The sequence below is a fragment of the Methanosarcina barkeri str. Wiesmoor genome, assembly GCF_000969985.1.
Taxonomy (GTDB): Archaea; Halobacteriota; Methanosarcinia; order Methanosarcinales; family Methanosarcinaceae; genus Methanosarcina; species Methanosarcina barkeri_B.
Genome location: NZ_CP009526.1, coordinates 1,809,175 through 1,833,268, shown reverse-complemented (window position 1 = coordinate 1,833,268; position 24,094 = coordinate 1,809,175). Strand labels below are relative to the sequence as shown.

At 37.3% G+C, this 24,094-nt stretch carries 16 protein-coding genes and 1 pseudogene; 4 read left to right on the top strand and 13 right to left on the bottom strand.

Annotated elements, in window-relative coordinates:
- The first annotated feature begins 191 nt into the window (after window positions 1–191).
- A complete protein-coding gene (locus tag MSBRW_RS07815; protein WP_011308186.1) occupies window positions 192–2,030 on the top strand; it encodes a cation:proton antiporter domain-containing protein in 1,839 nt (612 codons plus the stop codon).
- A 160-nt stretch (window positions 2,031–2,190) separates the two neighbouring features.
- Here MSBRW_RS07815 and MSBRW_RS07810 read toward each other — a convergent pair whose 3' ends face one another.
- A complete protein-coding gene (locus MSBRW_RS07810; protein WP_011308187.1) occupies window positions 2,191–2,682 on the bottom strand; it encodes a nitroreductase family protein in 492 nt (163 codons plus the stop codon).
- A gap of 779 nt (window positions 2,683–3,461) precedes the next feature.
- Window positions 3,462–4,337 carry a cation diffusion facilitator family transporter gene (locus MSBRW_RS07805; protein ID WP_048103464.1) on the bottom strand — a complete coding sequence of 292 codons (876 nt, stop codon included), beginning with the start codon at window positions 4,335–4,337 and terminating at the stop codon, window positions 3,462–3,464.
- Between the two features lie 500 nt (window positions 4,338–4,837).
- On the opposite strand from MSBRW_RS07805, the gene MSBRW_RS07800 reads away from it, so the two are divergent.
- The gene (locus tag MSBRW_RS07800) at window positions 4,838–5,827 is read left to right on the top strand and encodes a TolB-like translocation protein (RefSeq protein ID WP_011308189.1); all 990 of its coding nucleotides are present in this window, start codon (window positions 4,838–4,840) and stop codon (window positions 5,825–5,827) included.
- A 156-nt stretch (window positions 5,828–5,983) separates the two neighbouring features.
- On the opposite strand, the gene MSBRW_RS07795 is transcribed toward MSBRW_RS07800, so the two are convergent.
- From MSBRW_RS07795 to MSBRW_RS07760, 8 genes are all read right to left on the bottom strand, one after another.
- Window positions 5,984–7,480, bottom strand: coding sequence for a class I SAM-dependent DNA methyltransferase (locus MSBRW_RS07795; protein WP_011308190.1), 1,497 nt, complete (start codon window positions 7,478–7,480; stop codon window positions 5,984–5,986).
- On the bottom strand, window positions 7,473–7,679 hold the full coding sequence (locus MSBRW_RS24215) for a Fic family protein (protein WP_048103002.1): 207 nt from the start codon (window positions 7,677–7,679) through the stop codon (window positions 7,473–7,475). The genes MSBRW_RS07795 and MSBRW_RS24215 overlap by 8 nt, the downstream gene beginning before the upstream one ends.
- A gap of 240 nt (window positions 7,680–7,919) precedes the next feature.
- Window positions 7,920–9,281 (bottom strand): McrC family protein, encoded by a 1,362-nt coding sequence (locus MSBRW_RS07785; protein WP_011308191.1) that lies wholly within the window; start codon window positions 9,279–9,281, stop codon window positions 7,920–7,922.
- Window positions 9,282–9,291: 10 nt separating this feature from the next.
- Window positions 9,292–11,409 carry an McrB family protein gene (locus MSBRW_RS07780; protein WP_011308192.1) on the bottom strand — a complete coding sequence of 706 codons (2,118 nt, stop codon included), beginning with the start codon at window positions 11,407–11,409 and terminating at the stop codon, window positions 9,292–9,294.
- Between the two features lie 34 nt (window positions 11,410–11,443).
- Window positions 11,444–12,922, bottom strand: coding sequence for a restriction endonuclease subunit S (locus MSBRW_RS07775; protein ID WP_011308193.1), 1,479 nt, complete (start codon window positions 12,920–12,922; stop codon window positions 11,444–11,446).
- Between the two features lie 235 nt (window positions 12,923–13,157).
- Window positions 13,158–13,757, bottom strand: coding sequence for a hypothetical protein (locus tag MSBRW_RS07770; protein WP_048103003.1), 600 nt, complete (start codon window positions 13,755–13,757; stop codon window positions 13,158–13,160).
- A 405-nt stretch (window positions 13,758–14,162) separates the two neighbouring features.
- Window positions 14,163–16,916, bottom strand: coding sequence for a type I restriction endonuclease subunit R (locus MSBRW_RS07765; protein WP_011308195.1), 2,754 nt, complete (start codon window positions 16,914–16,916; stop codon window positions 14,163–14,165).
- Window positions 16,917–17,063: 147 nt separating this feature from the next.
- Complete coding sequence (locus MSBRW_RS07760) at window positions 17,064–18,194, bottom strand: hypothetical protein (RefSeq protein WP_011308196.1); 1,131 nt, start codon at window positions 18,192–18,194, stop codon at window positions 17,064–17,066.
- Window positions 18,195–19,055: 861 nt separating this feature from the next.
- Between MSBRW_RS07760 and MSBRW_RS07755 the strand changes: the two genes are divergently transcribed.
- Window positions 19,056–19,328 carry a hypothetical protein gene (locus tag MSBRW_RS07755; protein ID WP_011308197.1) on the top strand — a complete coding sequence of 91 codons (273 nt, stop codon included), beginning with the start codon at window positions 19,056–19,058 and terminating at the stop codon, window positions 19,326–19,328.
- Window positions 19,329–20,040: 712 nt separating this feature from the next.
- On the opposite strand, the gene MSBRW_RS07745 is transcribed toward MSBRW_RS07755, so the two are convergent.
- Entirely contained in the window at window positions 20,041–20,346 is a 306-nt protein-coding gene (locus tag MSBRW_RS07745) for a hypothetical protein (RefSeq protein ID WP_011308198.1), read from the bottom strand.
- A 141-nt stretch (window positions 20,347–20,487) separates the two neighbouring features.
- On the opposite strand from MSBRW_RS07745, the gene MSBRW_RS07740 reads away from it, so the two are divergent.
- On the top strand, window positions 20,488–20,844 hold the full coding sequence (locus tag MSBRW_RS07740) for a hypothetical protein (RefSeq protein ID WP_155398153.1): 357 nt from the start codon (window positions 20,488–20,490) through the stop codon (window positions 20,842–20,844).
- 309 nt (window positions 20,845–21,153) lie between these two features.
- Here MSBRW_RS07740 and MSBRW_RS07735 read toward each other — a convergent pair whose 3' ends face one another.
- Complete coding sequence (locus tag MSBRW_RS07735; protein ID WP_011308200.1) at window positions 21,154–22,359, bottom strand: aspartate aminotransferase family protein; 1,206 nt, start codon at window positions 22,357–22,359, stop codon at window positions 21,154–21,156.
- Window positions 22,360–22,815: 456 nt separating this feature from the next.
- A pseudogene (locus MSBRW_RS07730) lies at window positions 22,816–24,092 on the bottom strand (IS1634 family transposase).
- Window positions 24,093–24,094: the final 2 nt, after the last annotated feature.

The window sequence follows — 24,094 nt, the reverse complement described above, 5'->3', positions numbered from 1 at the left end:
GTGTTAATCTCATGAGTTGTAATCTCATGAATTGTCAAAATTTTTTTGGACCTGAACTCTAGCTGATCACAGGTACGAGATCTTAGGTACGATATCTTAAGATATATGCCTTGATCTTTTCATAATTCAACAATTCAATTCACATTAAATATTTTAATCAAAAAGTTTATTTATTAGTAGGGAAGCCCTAAATGATCGAACCTATATTTTTAATGGAAATAATTGTTGCCTTGCTCGTTCTATCCATGCTGGCACAGGTCCTTACCCACTATTTTCAGATACCTTTTATAATCTTTCTGTTTATTGAAGGAATAATAGTAGGACCCGAGGTTCTAAACCTATTAAACCCGGCTCTTTACTCTGATGTGCTAAGTGCTATCGTTTCGATCTGCGTGTCTGTGATTGTCTTTGATGGAGGATTCCAGATCGACTGGAAGCACATGAGAGGGGTTAAAAAAAGTGTTATTAAATTAAGTACATTAGGAGTTTTTATCACTTTTATTGGGATAACCATACTGACACATCTTCTTATAAATATCTCTCTCCCGATTGCTGCCCTTTTTGGCGCTCTTGTTACTGCAACTGGCCCTAGTGTTGTTGGTCCAATAATCAGGAACATCGGGATTTGCCATAGGGTTGCCAAAATTCTGGAATTTGAGAGTGTCTTAAACGATGCTGTAAGTGTAATTCTAACTGCACTGGTTTTTGAATGGATTACAGCTGAGATGTCCGGAACTGGTGCAGTAATTTTTATGCTGCAAAGAGTTGGGATGGGGTTAATTATAGGGAGCTTATGTGGGTTTATTCTACGCTGGTTTTTTACCAGAGGTATATCCATTAGCAAACAGCCTGCAAGGTTGTTCACTCTCACTTTTATCTTTGCTTGCTATGTATTGTCAGAAACTATAGGCAATGAGTCGGGGATTCTTGCAGTGGCTGTCTTTGGGATTATTATGGGATCTACCGAATTTCCCCAGAAGAAGATGATAGAAGAATTCAATAACAACCTAGCGGTTTTAATGATCTCTCTGATTTTCATCTTGCTTGCAGCAATGCTCAAGTTCTGGTACATCATGGAGATCGGGCTAAAAGGGATTGCCCTTGTCTTGCTTATAGCACTATTTGTCCGTCCTGTAGCTGTATTTATCTCGATGCGGAGTTCGAAAATAAGTACTAAAGAAAAAATGTTCATATCTTTTGTGGGACCAAGAGGAGTAGTTCCTACTTCAATCGCAACTTATTTTGCAATTAGACTGGATGAAATGGGGATTGCGGGAGGCCAAACTATTGTAGGACTGGTCTTCCTGACCGTTATTATTACTGTTTTCCTGACAGGTAGTATGTCAAAAAAAGTAGCTCAGATACTGGAGATAATTCCTATGGAAATTTTGATTATTGGAGGAGGAAACGTAGGCCGTATCCTTGCCGAAAGGTTTGAGAATAGAGGAGAAAATGTGTCAGTTATAGACATCTCTGGAGAGGAATGTAACAGGTGTAGGGAATTAGGAGTCAGGGCTGTTCAGGGTAATGCAGCAGATATAGCTGTTCTGAAAAAAGCTGGGATTGAAAATGCCAAATATGTAGTTGTAACCACAAAAAAGGATGATACAAATCTTCTTTTTTGTCAGATTGCAAAGGCAAAGTTTGGGTTTAATGGGGAACAATTAGTTGTTAGGGTAAATAACGTGGAAAATCTCCCGGCATTCTGGGATCTCGGAATTCGAGCGATGAGCACTACGATGACAACTGCTGCAGTCATGGATAGTATGGTTGGCGGGAATAACCTATTTTCTATGTGTGAAGTTGGAAACAAAGGCAATATTATGGAAGTTAGAGTTACCAATCCAAAAATTGTGGGAAAAGCTATAAAGGAGATCAATTTTCCAGAAAAAAGCCTCATGGTTATGATACAACGGGGAAGTGAATCAATTATCGCACATAGCAATTTGAAACTTGAATATAACGATATTGCAACGATTATTGCTGATAAGAGTTCAGGTAAGAGTGTTGCTGATATTTTGTTTAGATAGTTATCTTCCATGTTCAAGAACGCTCACAGACTACCGCACTATTAAACGCAAGGAAATGAAGACCCTCAAAAATGACATTTATCGATAAAAAACAGAAATAGAGATAAAAAACAGAAATAGAGATAAAAAATAGAAATAAAGATAAAAAGAAGATGTGAGCTTATTTGTATTCATTGTAAGATACAATTTCTTCCAGAGTTTTTCTTGGCCTGGCGGCGGGTGATTCGGCTGGAACTCCCACAGTCAGTAAAGCAACGACTTTTTTGTCCTTAGGTATCTGGAGTACTCTTTTAACTTCATCTTCGTTGAAAGCGCCAATCCAGCAGGTACCAAGTCCTAACTCAACAGCTTCCAGGACAATGTGTTCAAGAGCAATGGCAAGGTCAACCTGGTGCCACTTTTGAGAGGGATCCCCTACTCCTGCGATAACATGCGAGGCAGTACCTACGAATGCCTGGTTATTGCAAGCAATAACAAGCTGTTTTTTTATGTGCTCATTCTCGACAACAATGAATTTCCAGTTCTGCCTGTTTGCAGCCGATGGTGCTAACCTTGCAGCTTCCAGCAGTTTTTCAAGCTTTTCCTGTGGTATGCGCTCACTTTTATACGTCCGTATGCTTCTCCTGTCCTGTATCGTATCAAACATGCCCATATCAGTTTCACCTGTGATCAGAGGAATAGATTGTTTCTAATAGCTCTATATTCACTACAGAATATATAATACACTATCTGCTTGAAGTATAGTTATTCAATAATATGGAGCCATTATTCTCCAGTATGAACCATTTTTCTCCAGTATGAAGGCAGCGTCGCGAATTTGCTGTAAATTTGAAGTCAAGTTTTTTGTACTGGGAGAAAATGGACCTCCCGATATGTAATTTACTACCCAATTACTTATTGAGATATCTGATTTTACAGAAAAATTGGTACATTGCCAGTATGAACCATTTTTTTCCAGCATAAGTCAGTTAGTTTTGTACGTTAGTGTGGAACTCTCTTTACAGTGCCGCTTAATTTCAGAGTCCTGTTCATATGCTTTGATGATATACTTATATTATAAAACGATTAATATAAATATTAATTATAAGAATATAAATTCAGGAAAATGAAGTGGGCACTGAAGTTTAAAAGGGGAAGGACATGTCTGACATCAGATGTGAATACGCTTTAAAATGTGATGCGTATCGAGATAATTCATATACGTGTACAAAAGCTTTTGATAAAAGGTACTGCGGAATCTATAGGCAGTTTATAAGTGGAGCTATTAAAATATATAAGCAAAAGTATGACTCTCTTCAACAATCTTACCATTAATTTTTCAGCTAAGTAGTGTAACTCCATCTTTGTAGTCGATTATCTTAACATACAGATATAGTTGTTAGTAAGCTATATACTTGAGTAAACGATCTCCTTACCATGTTTCTTTGCGCATCAATTCTTCGATTCAAAAATACATTCTGTTGCAGAACAAAATCCTTCACTTTCCAGTTCAAGCGTTGAATGCTCTATGTGATGCTTCTCTAACTTGCTTTTAATAGATTGCCTCATTTTATCCGGCGTTTGTAGATATTTGTCTTCCACAACTACATGAGCTGTTAAAAGAACGGTTTCTCCTTCCAGAGACCATATATGAAGGTCATGAACCATCTTCACCCCTTCAACCGATAAGATAGATTTCTTAATCTCATCAATGTCGATATATTCTGGGACACCTTCTAGAAGGAGATTAAAGATTTCCTTTGCGTTTTTAGAAACTCCCCATAATACAAAAACAGTGAATCCTATTGTCATTATGGGATCAATAACTGGTTTGTTCCAGAACCTTATGATTATCGACCCGGTAAGCAGGACTACCCATCCCAAAATGTCTTCCAGAAGATGCCAGGATAACACTTTCTCACTCTGACTCATCCCTTTCTTTAATCGAAAATATCCCAGGCTATTTATAGTGACTCCAATGACTGCAATTAAAACCATTCCTTCGGCGTTTACAGGTTCCGGACTGATCAGACGCGGGATGGCCTGAGTAAGTACAAACAACGACCCGGCTACAAGTACAATAATAGTAAATGTTGCAGATAAAAGAGATAACCTTCGATATCCAAAAGTCATTTTACTTGTTGCAGGTTTTTTTGCTTTCTTTTCTGCGTACCAGGCTATTATTAACGCAAAACTGTCAGCAAAATCATGCAATGCATCAGCTATGAGTGCCAAGCTGTTTGTTAAGAATCCTCCGATCAGTTCTATGAATGTGAAGAGTATATTTAAAACCGCAGCAAACCCCACATTTTTTTCTCTATCACCCATAAATTTATCTATCATCCATAAATAATTCATGAACTCATGTTGCTGTTAAACCTTATGTTCCAGTGGAACTGAGAACTCAAAACATTAAGGTATGAAGTTGTCCTTGGTTTCGTAAAATGTCTGTAAAGGTATTAATGGACATTTAAGGAAATGCACGGAAATACTGGGCTAAGTATCCAGGGACTATTCAAGGAATATAACTTCAAACCTTATCCCCTTTATATCGGCTTTTCTCATTTTAGCATAACAAAAATTGTGTAATAAAGGTTAGATAATCTTTTATTCGTAAAATTATATAATATATACTTAATCTCTTTACTGATCCATCACATAATTGGTTGGGCAAATAGTCCAGGTTTGAATTAATGTGACGTTTGAATTAATGCGACTTTAGTAATAGATGATTCAGATATTATTATAGAACCATTATAGAACCTGAAAATATCTGAACTACAAACTGGACATTAACTTTGAAAATAAAGTCAATTGGGGGGAAATAAATGAAAAATAAGGGGAATCTATGTTCAATAGCTTTAGCTTCAGTATTCCTGGTTTTTGTTTTTTTGATTTTAATCTCAGCCGCAGCTTCAGCGGCTCAAGTTACGAAAATTGGCACAGGATACGATCCTGCTGTGTATGGTAACAAGGTAGTATGGACAAATGGAGTTGTTATTCATTTATACGACCTGACCAACAGAATGGACACTACGGTTAGCTCTTCTGGGGCATTCAGTCCAGATATTTACGGTAATACATTAGTGTGGCGTGACGAAAGAAGTGGAACACCAAAGCTTGCTGTGTACGATATACCAACAGGCACAAAATCTTACATCACACAAAATGTAGACCAATACAGTAAACCTGCCATTTACGGCGACAGAATCGTCTGGAGTGCAGATGAGAATGTGTATCTGAGAAACATATCTACATCCACACAGAATAAAATCGGAAACGGTAGTAATCCCGACATATATGATACAAAAGTGGTGTATTCCTCTTATTCAGAAGATCCAGAAGCGGATATGGCTATCAGAATGTATGACATCAATACAACAGAAAAAATAACCGTCAGTTCACATGGAGATCCAACCATGCCGCAGATATGGGGCACTAAAATCATCTGGTCTGACGTATATAATCATCAGGGATATATTGTGATGTATGATATATTAACAAAGAAAACCATAGATGTCACACATCAACTTGGCACTGACCCATATGGAAATGAATACGGCGCCAGTACAGGGACACATATTGCCATACAAGATGATAAAATTGTATACAATAAATGTGTTGATGATTATGAAGGCAAACCCGGAGTATATGTATATAACATATCTACAGGACAAAGCACACTAATATATAAATATCCTGAAGAAGTTTATACGACACCAGAAGTATACAATAACACTGTTGTATGGGGAATGGACAAGAACTATGTTGATAGTACGACTGGCAATGATATCTATTTATACGACCTTGCAGCCTGACCCGAAAATTTCACAGTAATATATGTGGTGTACATCCACCACAACATTTTATAAAAACGTCTGAATTTTTTTGGATTTGGCGATGATAAAAAGAGTATTAGATATTCTGTAATATCGGATATTCTTTAATCTTTAAACATAGGTGGGATTTATTTTTTAATTCTCTTCATTATCTCCATTGATCGTTGCCATAATTTCCTTAAAACTCGCTAAGGAAGCCTCCATATTCTCAATAATCTCATTTGCAAGAATATCTGGGTCCGGAAGATTATCCAGATCAGCCAGGCTTTTGTCTTTGAGCCAGAAAATATCCAGATTCGTTTTGTCTCTTGCTATGATTTCCTCATAGCTGAATTTCCTGAACCTGCCTTCGGGAAATTCTTCACTCCAGGTTTCTTTTCGGATGTGGCGGTTTTCGGGGTTATAGCATTTAATAAAGTCTTCCAGGTCCGAAAATTTCATAGGGTTTTTCTTCAATGTGTGGTGCACATTTGTGCGGTAATCATAAATCCAGACTTCTTTTGTCCAGGGCTCTTTTGATGCGGTTTTTGCTTCGAAGAAGAGCACGTTTGCCTTTACGCCATTTGCATAAAAAATCCCGGTCGGCAGGCGTAGAATTGTGTGCAGGTCAGTGGTTTCAAGAAGCTTTTTGCGGATAGTTTCGCCTGCTCCACCTTCGAACAGAACATTGTCAGGCAATACCACTGCTGCCTGCCCGCCGGTTTTAAGGATAGTATGGATATGCTGTAAAAAGTTTAGCTGCTTGTTGCTTGTGGTTGTCCAGAAGTCCTGCCTGTTGTAAGTGAGTTCTTCTTTTTCCTGCTCGCCTTCTTCGTTCGTAAAGGTCATGCTGCTCTTTTTTCCAAACGGCGGGTTAGTGAGGATGTAATCGTAACGATAACCGGGATCGGCTATGAGAGCATCTGAATTTGAGATCATGGGCTCGCCGTCGATTTCTCCTATGTTGTGCAGGAACATATTCATCAGGGCAAGCCGCCGGGTCCCTGCAACGATTTCGTTTCCGCCAAAGGTTTTGTTTTTCAGGAAGCGGCTCTGCTCTTTGTCCAGCCGGTAGTGTGAGGTAAGAAAATCATAGGCTGCTAAAAAGAACCCGCCTGTGCCGCAGCAGGGATCTCCGATTGTTTTCAGGGGCCCGGGCTGGAGGCACTGGACCATGACTTTAATTAGCGGTCTTGGGGTGAAGTACTGCCCAGCTCCGCTTTTCGTATCTTCGGCATTCTTTTGCAGGAGCCCTTCGTAGATTTCTCCTTTTGTGTCCACACCCATCATGACCCAGCTTTCTTTGTCGATCATGTCAATGATCTTATACAGCATGGCAGGGTCGCTGACCTTGTTCTGGGCTTTGAGAAAAATCTGTCCGAGCATCCCTGGTTTTTGACCAAGTTCTTCCAGCAGTTCCCTGTAACGAGTATCGAGTTCGGCTCCTCGCTGCTGTTTCAGTTTGTCCCAGGTATATTCCTCAGGGATGCCGATATTTCTGTTATATGGCGGCTTACTGAATTCTTCAGCCATTTTTAGAAATATGAGATACGTCAACTGTTCCAGATAATCGCCATAGCTCACGCCCCCGTCCCGCAGGACGTTGCAGAAGCTCCAGACTTTGGAAACGATGGATGAGGTATTTTCAGACATTTTTTGAACCTTTGGATTTGGAATAATATTTTTGGTTAGGACTGGTTGGTTTTTCAGGGATTGTGAGTAAGAGTTTTCCTTCTTGAATAAGTGGATTTAAGATTTCTAATCTAAGATGTTTTCTATCTTTTAATCCCATAAAGTTTTGAATTTCCTCTCTGCTTCTTGGTTCTATACAATATTTTAATAGTGCATTGATCTTGTCATTCTCATCTTGGGAGGTAGCTTGAGGGGTGGCTTGGGGGGTACTTGGAAAGGGTTTGAGGAGTAATTTATGGTATTATTTATGGATATCGCTTAGCATCATTGACCCGCAGGCTATATCCTTTGATTCTGTAGTTTGCATTTTTGCTCCCTCAATTGCTCCTTCATTTGCAACTTCAATTGAACCCTCAGTTTTCTAATCAGCTATAAGAGTAATCATTTTACAAATCGAAATTCATAACTCATTAAATAATACATCTCTTAATTTAATTTTTAGCTTTTCTTCAACATATGGATGACCAGTAATTGACCAGAAAGGCACGTCTATTGCTTTGATGTTAATAGTTTCATCCTTAGTACCTTTATTAATCAAAAACGTGTGATCTTCTGCCAATTCATTAGAGGTATTTGGATAGATAAGCAGTACTTTATTTGTTCCTCGCCTGTAGGCATAACTGATCATTTGATACATATCGGATTGAGCTATTCCCTTCTTTGAATCGCTTTTTTCCAAGTTCCATCGGGGTTTATACTTGGTATCAATAATTATCTGTTCCCCAGTTTTTTTGTTTGTGAGCAGGATGTCATGCTGAAGATTGAACGTGTTAGGATTGGTATGCAGGTAAAGATCTGATTTCTGAGGTTCTACTTTGAATGTGCCACTAAAATACTTTTGAACATAGCCGGCTATAAAATCTTCAAAAATATATTCCATTGGTAATAATAAGCTCCAGTTTTTCATTTCATACTCTGCGCAAGAATAAGCTTGATTTTCCAATATCATGCCACATATCTGAATTATTTCTTCATAATCACTGTATATTGAGGGTATCCGGAGAGTCTGAAGCTGTTGTGCAAAACAAACCTGATCGTCTACATCTTCCAGCATGAATATGATTTCATTCAGAATTCTTTGTGTTTCAATGATACTTGCTTTGGAAAGCAGTAATCGAGTACAGTATTTGATTATGCGGTTCAATAAATTGTCAAATACAAATGGTTCGTAGTCGCAATCAATCAGGTGACAATTTCCATAGGAGATTCTGGTTACATAACGATCAAAATTTATTCTTCCTCTGGGTGTAAACAGAGCTTCCTGTACTTCTTCATAAGCAGAAAAAGGTCGAGTGCTGATGACTTCATGTATCTGTCTTGCGAATAAATATATAAGCAGTTCAGGTAATTCGAGTTCAAACTTATCCAGAAATGCCTGATTAAATGGGAATTTTACTTTTTTGCAATAACTTAGCCAGTAAAATAAATGACGATGCATTAGCTCTTTACTTATTTTAGGTTCATTTAGCTCTTTACTTATTTCATGTCCATTTTGAAAAATCTTGGGATAGATCTCTATATTAAAATTTTCAAAATTAATGAAACCAATGTAATTCCTTGCCCTGGCCATTTTCCCATCAAAACTTAGGAAAGGCTGATATTTTGAACCTGGCCCCAAATCTGTATTTTCATTTTCACTTTCATTTTCGGGCGGAGATGGCCAAATATTTTTATACTCTTGCCATAAAAAGCATAAATACGATTCAAGGCCTTTGCGGTCATCAACTTCAAATTGTTCGCCATATTCGAATGTAGTATTCATGGTTTATTGTTTAATTTACTGGTTTGATTTGCCAACAATACTTCTCAGTATCGTATTTTACTGCCCATTCGCTTCCCTTGAATATTTCTTCAACAACATCGGTTTTGCCAGAAAAATACTCCATTAGCAAGGGTATCACCTTATTCTCAATCACTTTAAAGGTTTCTGGAGTTTTGTCCCCGTTCATGAAATACCCGTGGCCAATTAAATAATCAGCAGATTTTTTTCGCTCGTATATTTGTTTATTTATATGCTTCAGGATCTTCCCACTAAGCTCATCTACTTTGTCGTAATCAGGGAAATAGCCTCTGAACTCAAAGCGCCTTCGCAATGCGATATCAATCATTGCTATCGATTTGTCGGCGGTATTCATGGTTCCGATGACGTAAAGATTAGGCGGGACTCCAAAATCAGTTTCTTCGCCAGGAATACTGACTCTAAGTTCGTTTTTAGCTCCCAGACGCTTATCTTCTTCTAACAGTGTAATAAGCTCACCAAATACTTTAGAAATATTGGCTCTGTTGATTTCGTCAATGATGAGCACGTATTTTTTAAGAGGTTCAGGTGTGTTTTCTTTATTCTGTGATTGCAAATAATTCTGCTCTGCCCTTTTACAAATCTTATAAAATACACCTTCTCTACGCCTGAATTTTAAGGTTGAAGTTTCACTTAGGTCAGGCCGAATCCCAATCATAAAGTCTTCGTAGCTATAGTTTTGATGGAAAGTAATAAACTCAATCTGCCCTTCTTCTCTCAGAACATCAAATCTTTTTTTGTTTTCCTGATGACTGGCTTCATTTTCTGTTATAATTTCAACCGCTAGGTCAATTGTATTGTATGTCTTTCCAGTGCCAGGAGGTCCATATAATATGATGTTGCGGGGGAACTTTTCCGGAATGTTTGCCGCGTTTTCATCTTCTATTTCAGGATCTGTTTTATCCGAAACAAATTCAACTCCAAAATAAGGCTTAAAAAGATTCTCATTTGCTTCATTGAGGTTGTCAGAAGTAATCTCAAACAAAGTACTGTTTGCGCTAGGATAGAAATGTTTTTTTAGTTTTTTTAATTCATGAGGGTCTGTTTTTATTGCATATTTAACATATTCTACTTCTCGGTAGATCCAACCACTCTCAAATACAATACTCTCTGGAACATATTCCCATGAATCGGATTTGATTTTTGCTATCGCAAAAAGTTCATCAGCACCTACAGTGATATATAAATAGTCACCCAGCCGCAGGTCATTTTTAAATCGCTCACCCTGCCTTTTTCCGGTATTTTCATGAAGACCAACCCAGTGATTTTGTTTAAATGTGTTGAGAATATTTGCATGTTTTTTAGCTTTAAATTCCCCATGTGATATTTTATACAGCTTATTACCTGCTAACGGAATAGTTAAAACGCCTTGCTTATTTTCACCTGTTGGCAGAGCAGTTAATACTTTTTCTGTGTCAGGGTAGTCTTTCAGGATCAATTCTTTATTTTCGTCAAAAAAGGAAATTAATGATTCAAAATCAAAAGTGGTAGAATCTCTTTTTACTGGTCCTTTTATATACTCATTCGGGTAACGATAAACACCATACTCAATCTTACCATCCTGAAGATCAACAAAAAGCTGTATTGCTGTAGATTGGGATTTATGTTTACTGTTATAAATTGCAAACCATGATCTGTTGGTTCCTAAATATCTAGCACCTTGAAAGTCGACATACTTTTGATTAACTAGTCCTTTTAACTGTAATCTTTCAATTATCTCATCTATGAATTGTTGTACAAATTCTCTGAGTGGTTTGTGCCCGTAAGAAGTGATGAATGGATGAAAGATAGAAAACGGCTTTTGATACGCTATAAATTTTTCCTCATTTCCAGTACGATGCTTAAGAATAAATTCATCAAATGCCTTTTCATCCAGTTTATTCCCATCGAGCAGATATTTTAACACATCTTTACGTAGATCTGTAACTGGCCCTGATTTTGATCTGTACTCATATTCTAATAGAGCCAGGTCTTCTTTAGATAGACTATTGAGTTTATTAATTAAGGCATTTTTATCCTCATAAAGTCTTGATATCTCTTTAGACGTATCACAAATTAACTGAATACCCTTTTTGATTTCGTCTTCTCTCATAGAGACAACTTCCCTTCTATATCCACTAGATGAATTATTTTCTCGCTTTTTCTGCCTTTATTCTTTCAAGCAAAACCTCAGCCGGCTCCCAATCCTCTGCCCCTCGAACCTCTGCCAGCTCTTTTTCATTAAGCAACTTCCCTTCAAACGCTTTTTTCAAAATACTCTGCCGTAGTGCTTCGGCTCTTTCCAGATTATCTTTAATGTCCTGTTCTATCTTCTCGCAGACTGAAAGGCGGGTTTCGATTTCCTGGACGATGGCTTGTTGTTCGGCGATTGGAGGAATGGGAACTTTTATTGTTCGAAGACCTGAAAGCGGCACAGTTAATTGAGCAGTTCCTGTAGCAACTTTTGTTGCTTGTTTATAAACAAAAGGAGATTTCAAAATATAATATAGGTACTTAGAGGAAATTTCCATATGAGGACGAATGAGAGCAATATGACGCTGAAAACAGAATCTATAATTTTCTGATATTAATATCGGTATGCCATATGAACCCGTTACCGAATATAAAATATCTCTTGGTTGTGGCTTTCTTTTTGCTGCAAGATTTTCGTAATATTTTTCAGGAACATACATCGTTTCAGACATGTCTAGTTTTCCTGAACTTATATTTGAGATTACAATAAAAGGAACACCTGAATCGGCTTTAGGGGGAGCCTGATGATCTCCATCTGTAATCGATATTGATACATCGCTTAGAGATACCCAGTTCCACTTAAATGGTAATTCATATGGTACTTCTCCATATTGGATATCTTGAATTTCTTTAGTCTTTTTTTGAGTAGATATTTGGTTTTTAATTTTATTCAAAACATATTTTGAATCTTCAACATCAGGATTTTCCTCTCGCCATTTTTTCGTAAGCTTTCCTTCAAATGCTTTCTTCAGCACCGCCTGCCGATAAACTTTGAGCTGTTCCTGTGCCAGTTTGAGGTTAGAAATGCCATTATCCAGTTCGCTGAAGAGTTGCTCGATTTTTGAGACTATGGCGCGTTGTTCGAGAAGAGGAGCAACAGGAACAATAAGCAAAGATAGTTTTGTTCCATTTACATTCGGTTGCCCAATACCAACTTGACCTTCAGTGATCTGCTTCCAGTAAGTTAAACTTTGAAAAAAGTTGTACACAAATGATTCGGAAATTTCTTCCAATAATCTAACCCTGATTAAATATGATGCAAAAACACTTTCAGGGAAATCTCCTTTGAGTAAATAACTTTTTCCAACTGTTGCTCCTGTCCTTGCAAAAACTAAATCCCCATCTTTTAGCAAATAATTTTGTTTTTTTGTATTATCGATTTCACAATAAGGGACAGATTTCCAATTCACTTCATTATTTTGGATATCAGTAATTCTTAAAAATTTAGGTCCAATGGGTTCGTCAGAAGAAGACTCCGTGTAACCGTACTGGATGTTATCTGCGATTTCTCCCAAGCGAGTCCATTGCCAATCATTTGGCAAATTCGGGTATTCAGCTATTTCCTCTTCAATAATAGGTTTAATCTTTTTCACTTTTACGCCGCCAGAGCCTCATTTAATTCAGTGTTCGAACTTTTCACTAATTTACTCTAAGGAGTTAAATTCTTTGTTTCTTAGATTAACTTCCCAATATCCGCCTTTATCTGGACCTATTCTTTTTAAAAGCCCTTTGTCTTGATTATAAACAGCAGTATGCATTTTTTGTAAAATTAAAAAGTAAGACATCTAATACAATTATATCTAATTTAAGATATATCATTACACAAAATCAGATTAAGTCTTGCTTTGAAAAATTAAATAATGATAAAGTATTATCTGGATCTAAAATAAGGTAAAAACATATAGCTGTCCATATAATCATAAGAATTAACGCTGGAAGTAAAATGATAAACCTTTCCTCATCTGTCTTTCCATTTAAAATCTTTAACCATCCTCTACGTTTTACGCGCTCCCAATACTGATAACATTTATCTTCTAAGGGGGAATTATTTGCACATTTATTAATATAATAAGTAATTTTAAATTTACAATACTTATTTTTGAATTTACAATAACTATCTGGGTTATTAATACTCACAATATTAAAGTAATTATCTTGATTTGCTAAATTTGATAAATATAAATTTCGAATTTCCGTTTCAATTGATTCACTTTGTTTTCTTAACGCAATTTTGCATTCTACCACATTGCGAAGAATAACAAAAAAAACAAATAAAGAAATGAAACCAACCACAGAAAAAATAAATAAATATTCAGCGTATAAAGAAAAATTATCTTTATTGACAAGTTTTGTCATTAAAGGGAAAGTAATAAAACCAGCCTGTAGTGAAAAAATCATAATCATTTTATAAAAAATATCATTTGTCATCTGATCTCTAGAATGATAACCTTCTTGGCACTGTTCATAGATCCATATTAAATAGTCTTCTTTTGATTGCATACATTTTAGTTTATTTTACAATTAGATAATATTAATTGTTTAAGTTCAAAACATTTATATAAATTTCATTTTTTGTTATCATATTAGTTTTTATAAATATAAAATTTTTAATATAAATAAAATATGCCAAATATTTTCTGCTGTTTCCCAATTTTTAAATTAATGATTTTTACAACTTGGCCACTTTTATGATAAGACGATTGTAACTTTTTGAATTGGTCTTAAAGAAGTACTCAAAATTTAACTTTTGATTTACAAAAGAATTGGCATACTACTGCATTATAAGTACAAACGAAGAAAAAGCTGTATTCTCCCAACTTATCATTTTCTTTTTTACGCCGCCAGAGCCTCATTCAATTCGCTGATAACCAGATTCATCTCATCCCCGAACAACTGGTACATTCTGCCTCGCCCGCCAAGAGCATCAAAGGGAGTGTAATCAAGGTCGTCTATTTCCAGATGGAAGCTGGTTGCAACATAATCTTTAATCATGCGAAGCCAGTTCATCTTGTCTTCATTAAATTTCAGAGTTCCAGCCTGCTTTTTAAATACCCATTCCTGAAAATTCCGGTTCACTGTCTGGTCGTAGGCTGTCAGTACAGGGTCGATCTCAGTTATCCTGCGGATCAGAGAAACCAGAGCAGTCATTTGTTTTTTTGGGGAATTCCCGTTCACCTTTTCCAGTTGCTCGTAAGCCTGCCAGACCCTCAAAGGAGCGAATTGGGGCTTTTCCAGCTTCAGTTTCTCCATCACTTCTTTTAACATCGAATAAGTAACTTCCCTGCGCCTGTAGGGCTGGTTGTAGAAAATCCTCAGGGCTGTGAGCTCGTCTTTATTTGCTTCCATATATGCCTTAAAGTCATTAACCAGTTCATCCGCTTGTACCACAGTGTCTTTATCCCAGCCGGCTCTGTTAACGGTGTCAAGGTTCACGGTATCAATAATTTGCTCATGGACCCTGCGGACATTCTCTATATATTCGTTCAACTCGCCGGAAAAAGTTGATCTGGCAATATCAATTAGGTTCTCCTGCGCTTTTTTCCTTGCATCGGCTTCTGAAATCTCCGGCTGGCGTTGTTTAATCTCAGAAGCTTTGAGCTCAATGATGTCAGGATTGTATGCATTGAGAAGGTCCTTAACAGTCTGGTTGATCGTTTTTCCGTTCGCTTTCTCCGCAAAAGTAGCTCTTTCGGCTTCGTTTATCTGCCTGTCCAGCCTTGCAAGTCGAGAAGCCAGAGAAACATAAAGGTCTTCGTCCTGAGCCCCAAAGGTTACTGCTTCCAGCAGGTCTTTAAGAGATGTGCTTTTCTGGCGTTCCAGAGGTCGGCTGTCGGTTTTCATGGTTTTTGTAACGCCCACCGCGTCCACAATTACAAAATGAGTCTTGGCCGAAATCGCAGAAGGTGTCACTTTTTTCAGATCATCGTAGTCCAGAGTTCGTGTACCTCGACCCTTCATCTGCTCAAAATAATTCTTGCTTTTTACATTCCTCATAAAGAGCAGGCATTCCAGCGGCTTGATATCCGTGCCCGTAGCAATCATGTCTACTGTAACCGCTATTCTGGGATTGTACTCATTGCGAAAAGCTGATAATACCGATTTAGGGTCTTCTTCGGCCTTGTAGGTCACTTTTTTGCAAAAGGCATTGCCTTCTCCGAACTCTTCCCTCACTATATTGATAATATCATCGGCATGGCTATCGTTCTTGGCAAAAATCAGGGTTTTAGGAACTTCCTTTCTGCCGGGAAAGATCTCAGGTAACTTTTCCTTAAATGTTCGTATCACACGTCGTATCTGGTTGAGGTTAACCACATCTCTGTCTAAGTTTTTGGAAGTATAGGTGAAATCTTCATCCAGCTGTTCCCAGCGTTTTTTACGGGTAAGCTTCTCCCGTTTGTCCACAAACTCCCGCGCATTTATTTTTGACCCGTTTTTGGTAATTTCAGTCTCAATGGTATACACGTCATAACCCACATTCACGCCGTCTGCCACTGCGTCTTCATGACTGTACTCACTCACCACGTTTTCATTGAAAAAGCCGAAAGTGCGCTTGTCCGGCGTGGCTGTCAGACCTATCAAAAAAGCATCAAAGTAATCCAGAACCTGTTGCCACAGGTTGTATATGGAACGGTGACATTCGTCTATAACTACAAAGTCAAACTCTTCAATGGGAACTTTCTCATTATAGACTACAGGAAGCGGTTCTTTTGGCTGCCAGCCTCTCTCGGCAGGGTTTTCTTCCTCATTAATCTCGTCCAGATCCTCGTCCTTCAGGATGGAGTAAAGACGTTGGATTGTGGAAATACACACCTGGCTGTCTGATGTGATATAACTGGAACGTAAACGCTGTACATTATATAGCTCTGTGAATTTCCGGTTATCATCATTGGGAGTATAATTTTTGAATTCCTGTTCTGCCTGTTCACCAAGGTTCCTGGTATCAACAAGAAACAGCACTTTTTTTGCATCCGCAAATTTCAGCAATCGGTAGATGAAGGTTATAGCAGTATAGGTTTTTCCCGAACCTGTTGCCATCTGGATAAGAGCTCTTGGGCGGTTGTCCTTAAAGGATTTCTCAAGATTTGAAATCGCAGTTATCTGGCAGTCACGCAGGTCATCTGTCTTCAATTCGGGAAGATCCAGTAGCCTTTCCCTCAAAGGCCTATTTTTAAGATACTCTTCAAAAGTCTCAGGCCTGTAAAAAGAAAAAACAGGTTTTGATCTTGGTTTTGGGTCACGGAAGTCTGTGAACCGAGTAAGTTCCCCTGTACTCTCGTACACAAAAGGCAATGGGTCATTGTCCAGGTATTTCAGTTTGCTCGTAGCGTATCTTGAGGACTGTTCCTCGACCACGTTTAACCGATGGCCTTCTTCGTCCTTTTTTGCTTCAATAATTCCAACCGGTTTCTTATCAACAAATAACACATAATCAGCAGGCCCGACGTCAGTTAAATACTCCTTAACTGCAATACCCCTAGAAGCACTCCAATCGATCTTGCTCTTTTCCTGCACTATCCAGCCAGAAGCGTTTAATTTTCTGTCAATGTCATTTCTTGCTTTTTGCTCCGGAGTCTGATTATTATTCATAGGCTTACCCATTTAAGTTGATTTTCATCCTGAGATAAGTTACTGAAAATTGTAAGCACAGAAATTTCCTGTTTCTCTCAAAAAAGGAAATGGAAGAGTTATTCGGAATTAATTAATAACTCATACATTCTTTTAAATTGTTTTTGTTTAATATCTTTTTAAGAGAAATACCATTATCAATATCATTACCAGGCTTACGGCTCCAAAACCAGGAATGTCTTTAATTGCCGAGGGGTTTTCCTCAGACGTGGATTGGGAAGGAGTTGGGTCTTCTACACGAATAGGGAGATCGAGCGTTGTATCGTCTCCATCTTTTGTGTCACTTCCAAAATAATATATTACCCTGCCTGTAACATTAAAATCCCCAACCTGGTTGGCTGCAATCCTTACTTCAATATCTCTTCCTTTGCCGGGTTCAATGTCATATGTAGTTGTGTACTGTCCAGCACCGGACTCAACAAACTCCGTAGAAGAGACGCTCATCCCCGACGGAGGAATAATTATAGCCTGGACATGCATGGTAGGCTTTGTGATTAGGTTCACTGCTGAGAGCCTGAGCAAGATATCTTCTCCCATAAGGACTTTTGTTTTCTCACCATGGAGGCTTACACTTGCAGAAGACGCTTCCGGCTCTTCTGCTGGTGCGTCTTTATACGCAGTCGGCTGGTTATAATTAACCGACTGACTTTCATATTCAGCCAGCTTGTCCTGATACTCAGCTAGCTGATCCTCATAATCGTCCATTCGATCTTCATAATCTTCCAGCCGTTTATCATCAACCGAATCGGGATTCTCTTCAGCTGATTCGGTTTCCTGTTCAACTGAGTCAGCTTCTTCTTCAACTGTCTCGGTTTGGTCTGTAACACTCTGTTCTTTAATCGAACCACTTGTAGCACCTACAGGAGTGTTTTCTTCCGAAACAGCCTCGCCTACGTAATGATTTACCAGCTTGGCTTCAACCCCACACATGGAGATTTTTTTCCCGAACTCATTAAAGTATATGCTATCGTATCCTTTTACTGAGTCTGGATCTACATAATACAAACTGAGCATCTGGTTACCATTTTTATCTTCCCATGTATCACAGTTCCATGTCGGCTGTTTGTCTTTCACGGTATCAAATACTGTGATAATATAATTATCAGATACTGGTATACCAGCAATAAAATCAGTTATTTCTTCTTTTGTCGGGAGATTTTTGTTTTCAGTTGCTGCTACACATGCTGTCAGCAGAGCGAAGATTAAGAGGATACCTGTTATTTTTAGTGGCAGTTTCATTTTAATTCCTATTTCCAATCTGTTATAAATAATTTATATAATTTGAATGATGGCATCATAAAGAAGTACAAAAACATACACATGTCAGCTATGAAGTAAAATGATCCAACGGTTAGTTCTGTTGCAAAAATAATATTTCCTCAGTTTGGTACTATATACTAATTCTCACCTTTGTGTATCATTTTCTCTGTGGTGAGATTGATTTACTTCCCTAATTGTGAAAATTTTCACTGATTTTGTAACAAAGCTATATTTTTTCAATAAAACTGAATTAGATATCTATGCATATGTCGAGAAAGAAGAACTCTGTGCAGTGACTACCTGATGTAGTAAATGAAAAGACAATAAATAACAAAAGAAGGGCGGTTGAAGCTAAAACAATCAGGCATGATTTTTTTATTGTCATTATATTCTCGTCCTTTACAGTATTTTCAAAAAAAATAGACTGAATGAATTAGTTGTATAAAGAATCTATAAAGCTTTCCATTTCATTCTGCTCTACATAAAAATACTTAAATTTTAATAGAGAAAGTAATCCAATTTACCTTATTTTTGACTGCTGCATGTGGATGTTAACGTAATATTGAAAAAGTCCAGGATTGAAAAAAATCCAGGGCATGACTGCTAAATATTGGAGTAGTTTTAAAAATCAAGGAACCGACTGCGAAATAGGAGATTACTTTTAAAACTCAAGGAACTAATTACTAAATATTGATGCATTTTCAAAAATCAAGGTACCGAAGACTAAATATTGGAGTACTTACAAATTATATTTTCTCTGCAATGAACTCGATGGCAAACTTGCCTGTTTGCGCATCTTCATAAATGATAAAGTACAATAATAGTTTGGGGTGAATAACAGTGAATAAATTAATGAAAATAGTGGGCTGTATCTTAGCAGCAATAGGACTTGCTTGCATTGTAAAATATGTTATGCATCGCAAAGAATCTTGCTGCTTGTCTGGTTGGCATAAAACAAAATCAGAAGATGAAAAACCAACTGGTTCAACTGTATCGCATAAAATAAAAGTAGAGGAAGAAAAACCAACTGGTCCAACTGCACCACATGAAACAAAAGTAGAGGATGAAAAAAGAACTGGTTCAAGATATGGTTCTCATCCGATCCATTATTAAACCCGACAATAGAACAGTTACGCTGCAATCTTTTTGCAAAAATGTTTGACCACAACCTTTTTGCAAAAAAGATTGAACAAAAACTTGACAACGATAGGTAGTACAGTTACTGCAATCTTTTTGTAAAAAAGATTGACCACAACCTTTTTGCAAAAAAGATTGAACAAAAACTTGACAACGATAGGTAGTACAGTTACTGCAATCTTTTTGTAAAAAAGATTGACCACAACCTTTTTGCAAAAAAGATTGAACAAAAACTTGACAACGATAAGTAGTACAGTTACTGCAATCTTTTTGTAAAAAAGATTGAACAAAAAGCTGTATGGTATACGGAGAATAATTAATGACAGACTGGGTTCTTCTAATTAGTAAGAGGATCTATATTCTGTGAGTTTACAAAGAGTCACATAAATGCTTTTTCCAACAAAAATTACGAACGATGTCTATCGAAGATTTCAATATTGAATTTTCACTGGGACTATTAAAAAAAGTGATGAAGTGGAATAAATTACTCTAGAAACTTTGCAGATAGTCTTATAAGAGATACTTATAAAATAGCTTTGTAAAAAATCCTTATAAAATAGTCGCAATTTCCGCGAATGTCTGGATTGAAACTACAAGCCCTTCAGTATTATAAGACATCTGCATTTTCTATCAGAAAATCAAGCACTCTGATTTCTGGCATTTCTTCTGAAAAGCCAACGAGCGACACTTACATAATATTTTTTTCTTTGTTCAATGTGTCTATTTTCGCTTGTTTTTCATCCATTTCCTGTTTGTACTTATCTTTGATTGTTTTGACTTCTTTGTAAACAAGTATGCTTTCTTCACTAATCCCCTTCATAGATTCTATATGCATTATAAATGAATCTACATCTACACCCTCATTCAATAATGGTTCTACTTTACGCCACTCTGCATACTTAATATCCAGCTCTTCACCAAGTTTATCTTCAAGTTCAAAGATTTCATCCCAGAGTTCCATAATTTGGATTTCTATATCTTCTTTTGTAGGCATTATTTTCTCCCCAATTCATTAAATATCTTCAAAAAATCTTATTAACTGCTTTTCAATAGATTTTTTTCAATTGTTAAGCGGTCTTTTAAACTAATCCCATCAAGGAATAGATAGTATCTTTACTTGTACCAAATGATAAATTTGTCGATACGTGGCAATGTTACCGACGATAACATTCGTCTCCGGCTGGAAAACAAGGTATACCATCTTGACATCGATGCGGAAAGATCAGAAAGTGTCGAACTCCATGCACCAAGGCTTGGAGAGATGACAGCGAAGTTTAACGAGTCGCTATACTCCAGTATCAATGTGGCTCTATTGAAGAAAACGGGTCCTGGCACGAAGATCATTTATTCTGAAACTGGAAGAAACATCGGCCTGGAGTTAGTTGGCGATGTCGAAGAACTGACAAAAAGATTAAAAAAGCCAGTACTCGGTGTTAACGAGTATCTTATTGTTATCCACCTTAACTGGATAGGTCTTAAGACCTCTAAGTAGTTTCAGGACTTTTGATACCAACTGCGTGAGCCTATATCTATTGAGCCTATAAATCTGTTGAACCTGTATATCTGTTGAACCTGTATATCTGTTGAATCTGTATATCTGTTGAGTCTGTATATCTGTCGAGTCTGTATATCTGTCGAGTCTGTATATCTGTTGAGTCTGTATATCTGTTGAGTCTGTATATCTGTTGAGTCTGTACCGGTTTTCTTAATGCCTATTTTTAATAATCCCTTAATCCGTCAGGTAACATACTTTCTTGGTCGTTTTTATACTAAACTGGCTTAGACAGCTATAACTTGATATTTAGAAGGTGAGATTAATTTTCTTGACCACGTCCTCGATAATTAAAAGACCTTCCTCTAACTCTTCCTTCTTAACGTTTAGTGCGGGAAATATCCTGATTCCATTGCCCTGAGTTTGAGTGACAAACAAGCCTCTTGCCAAGCACTCGTTTTTGACATTTGTAGCAATCTCTTCGCTCTGGAATTCGACCATAATAAGAAGCCCTTTTCCCCTTATGTCAGCAATTACATTTCCATAAATATTAGGCCATAAGCTCATTCTTTTCAGGGCAAAACAGCCCATTTCTTCTACATTTCTGGAAATGTTGTTATCTATCAGGTATTTTATCACTGCATAGGAAACGGCACAACCAAGAGGGTTGCCACAATATGTACCTCCATGGTCGCCGATCTCGAGTTTCTTTGCGACGTTCTCAGACAAAGCAAAAGCACCAAATGGGAAACCACCTGCAATTCCCTTTGCCATTGTCATAAAGTCTGCTCTCACACCATAGGAACTTGTAACAAAAGCTGGCCCTGTTCTAAAGAAGCCAGTTTGGATTTCATCTACGATCAGCAGGCTTCCGTTCTTCTTGCACAGGTTGCTTACCTCTTTCAGATATCCTTCAGAAGGTATGCAAACTCCACCTTCTCCCTGAATAGGTTCAAGAATTACTGCAGCAACATTCTCGTCCAGAGAATTTTCCATAGCCTCTAAGTCATCATAGGGAACAAAACGATAATTAGGCATCAGAGGACTATACCTATCTCTATGCTTGGCCTGACCTGTAGCCGATGTTGTACTGATAGTACGCCCATGAAAACTTTGATCTGTAGAAATTATATCAGGTCTGCCTGTTACCTTTCGAGCAAGTTTAATGGCAGCGTCATTTGCTTCAGCTCCGCTATTTGTGAAGAATACTCTTGTAAGATTGAGAGGCAGAATTTCTGCGAGTAAGGACAGTAGACGTGCACGTGCCGGAGAATATGTAAGTCCCGAATTGGGGTTTTGAATTATTTTTTTCCCCTGATCGATCAAGGCCTCGGTGATGACCGGGTTTGCATGACCAATACATGTTACACCCCAACCTGCTGTGAAATCAATATACATCTTCCCTTCTTCATCCCATACATAAACTCCATCTCCTTTTTCAATGGAGATTTTCTGCTTCACGAAGAAAGGCGGGAGGCACTTGTCCTCTATTTCAAATGTTGTCTTGCTTGACATATAACTCATTTCCTCTATAACCGGAAGAAACTTGAGGGTAGCACCTGAGCAATGCTTATCTCAGACCAACTGTCCGGTATCGCTAAATTCAATTGAAGCTATCCCACTTTATCAATCTGTTGATATCTGAAACAACTTCTTGACAAACTCATTAAAGAAATATGTATCTATTACTAAATGAAAAAGTTGTATTTTTTAAGAAAAAATGTTTATAAACATCGGCTTCATAAAATTTTTTTAATATGTATTAAAAAAATATTTGGCCCTCAAAACTCCCATTCGCATTTCTTATGTCACGATATTTGAAATTCTTCCTATTATATGTTTTTTACAAAGCTTGATTTCAAGGGACACGATTTTATGTGATTTGATTTGCTAGAATTAGAGATTTCTTCATTTTTAGTCTTTGATTTTTATTTAAATTGTTCGTAAAACCGCCTTTCCGCAGATCTCCACTCAAAAGTCGTATTTTTCACAATTTTTCCCCATCAACCTTATTATTTTGTCTTTAACTTCACTCATATTGGCAATTTGAGTTACTACTTTTGAATCAATTTCTATTTTTACTTCTGTAATCCCCCTCATTAGGATAAAAACCCACTTCAAAGTGGGCTTTTGAGTTTGTTTTTTAACCTGGTCAAGTATTGTTTCCCCTGTTTCTTTTAGCCTTTCTCTTAATTTCCATTCTGCTACCGAGTAAACCATCAGAGTCAATACCATTACCACTGATAGAGCTTCAATTCTTTGAGGTTTTTTCAAGTAAACCTCTGAAACCCTGAAACTTTTGTCCTTTATGAACCTGAATCCTTTTTCAACCTTACTTTGATTCTTGTAGTAATCCAGCATCTTTTTAGCATCAAGATTGAGATCATTGCTTGCAATTACAAACCTTCCCTGATGCTCTTTTTCATTCAATATAACTTCTTCATTCCTAACTGCTTCTGTATTTATAACATAGTGAACGATATTTCCTGGTTTAAACTCAAGATCAGAAATCAACAAATCTTTTGAAAGGTTTAGTGTTGAAGGGACACGAGTAATCCACTCCATATCTTTTCTCATTGATTTGATGTTATTGTCAGAGTATAGAGCACTGTCCGCTATGTAATAAACATCATCAGGGAAAGTTATGTTTTCTTGAAGTTTTTTCATTGCCTCAATTATGGTATCCTTGTCTGATGCATTACCAGAGTAAGTTTTTGCAAATAATGGGATTCCATATTGGTTTGTTATGATTCCAAGTCCAAAACGTTGCAGGTCATCTTTACCCTCTTTTGCATGACCATATGTTATTTCGATGGCAGAACTGCCATCAATATGTTTGTAATCTCCATAAACGCTAAAATTGGTGGTGTCACATTGAAGAAGTTGAGTCCTGATGTTCACTATTCTCATCATTTTCAAGGCAAGTTTTATGAAAAGCTGAGTAGAATCTGCTTCATATATTTCATCAAGATTTCGACCTAAAACATCATCAGTAAGGTCAGATGCACTGATCCCGGAGCCAAGTAGCCTTTCAACAGGAAGGGTTTCAAAGTACTGAGAATGCATGTAAAGACGACTATCTACGAAACCAAGACAGTTGAGGATCATTGCTTTTACTACAATAGAATGAGCTAACTTGTGCTGCCCAAACTTGAGCAGCACTTCGTCAATCACTTTTCCAATTTCAAGTCATCATAAATGCCAGAAACGATTCCATGATGATCAAGAAAACGTATTGTAACAAACATGA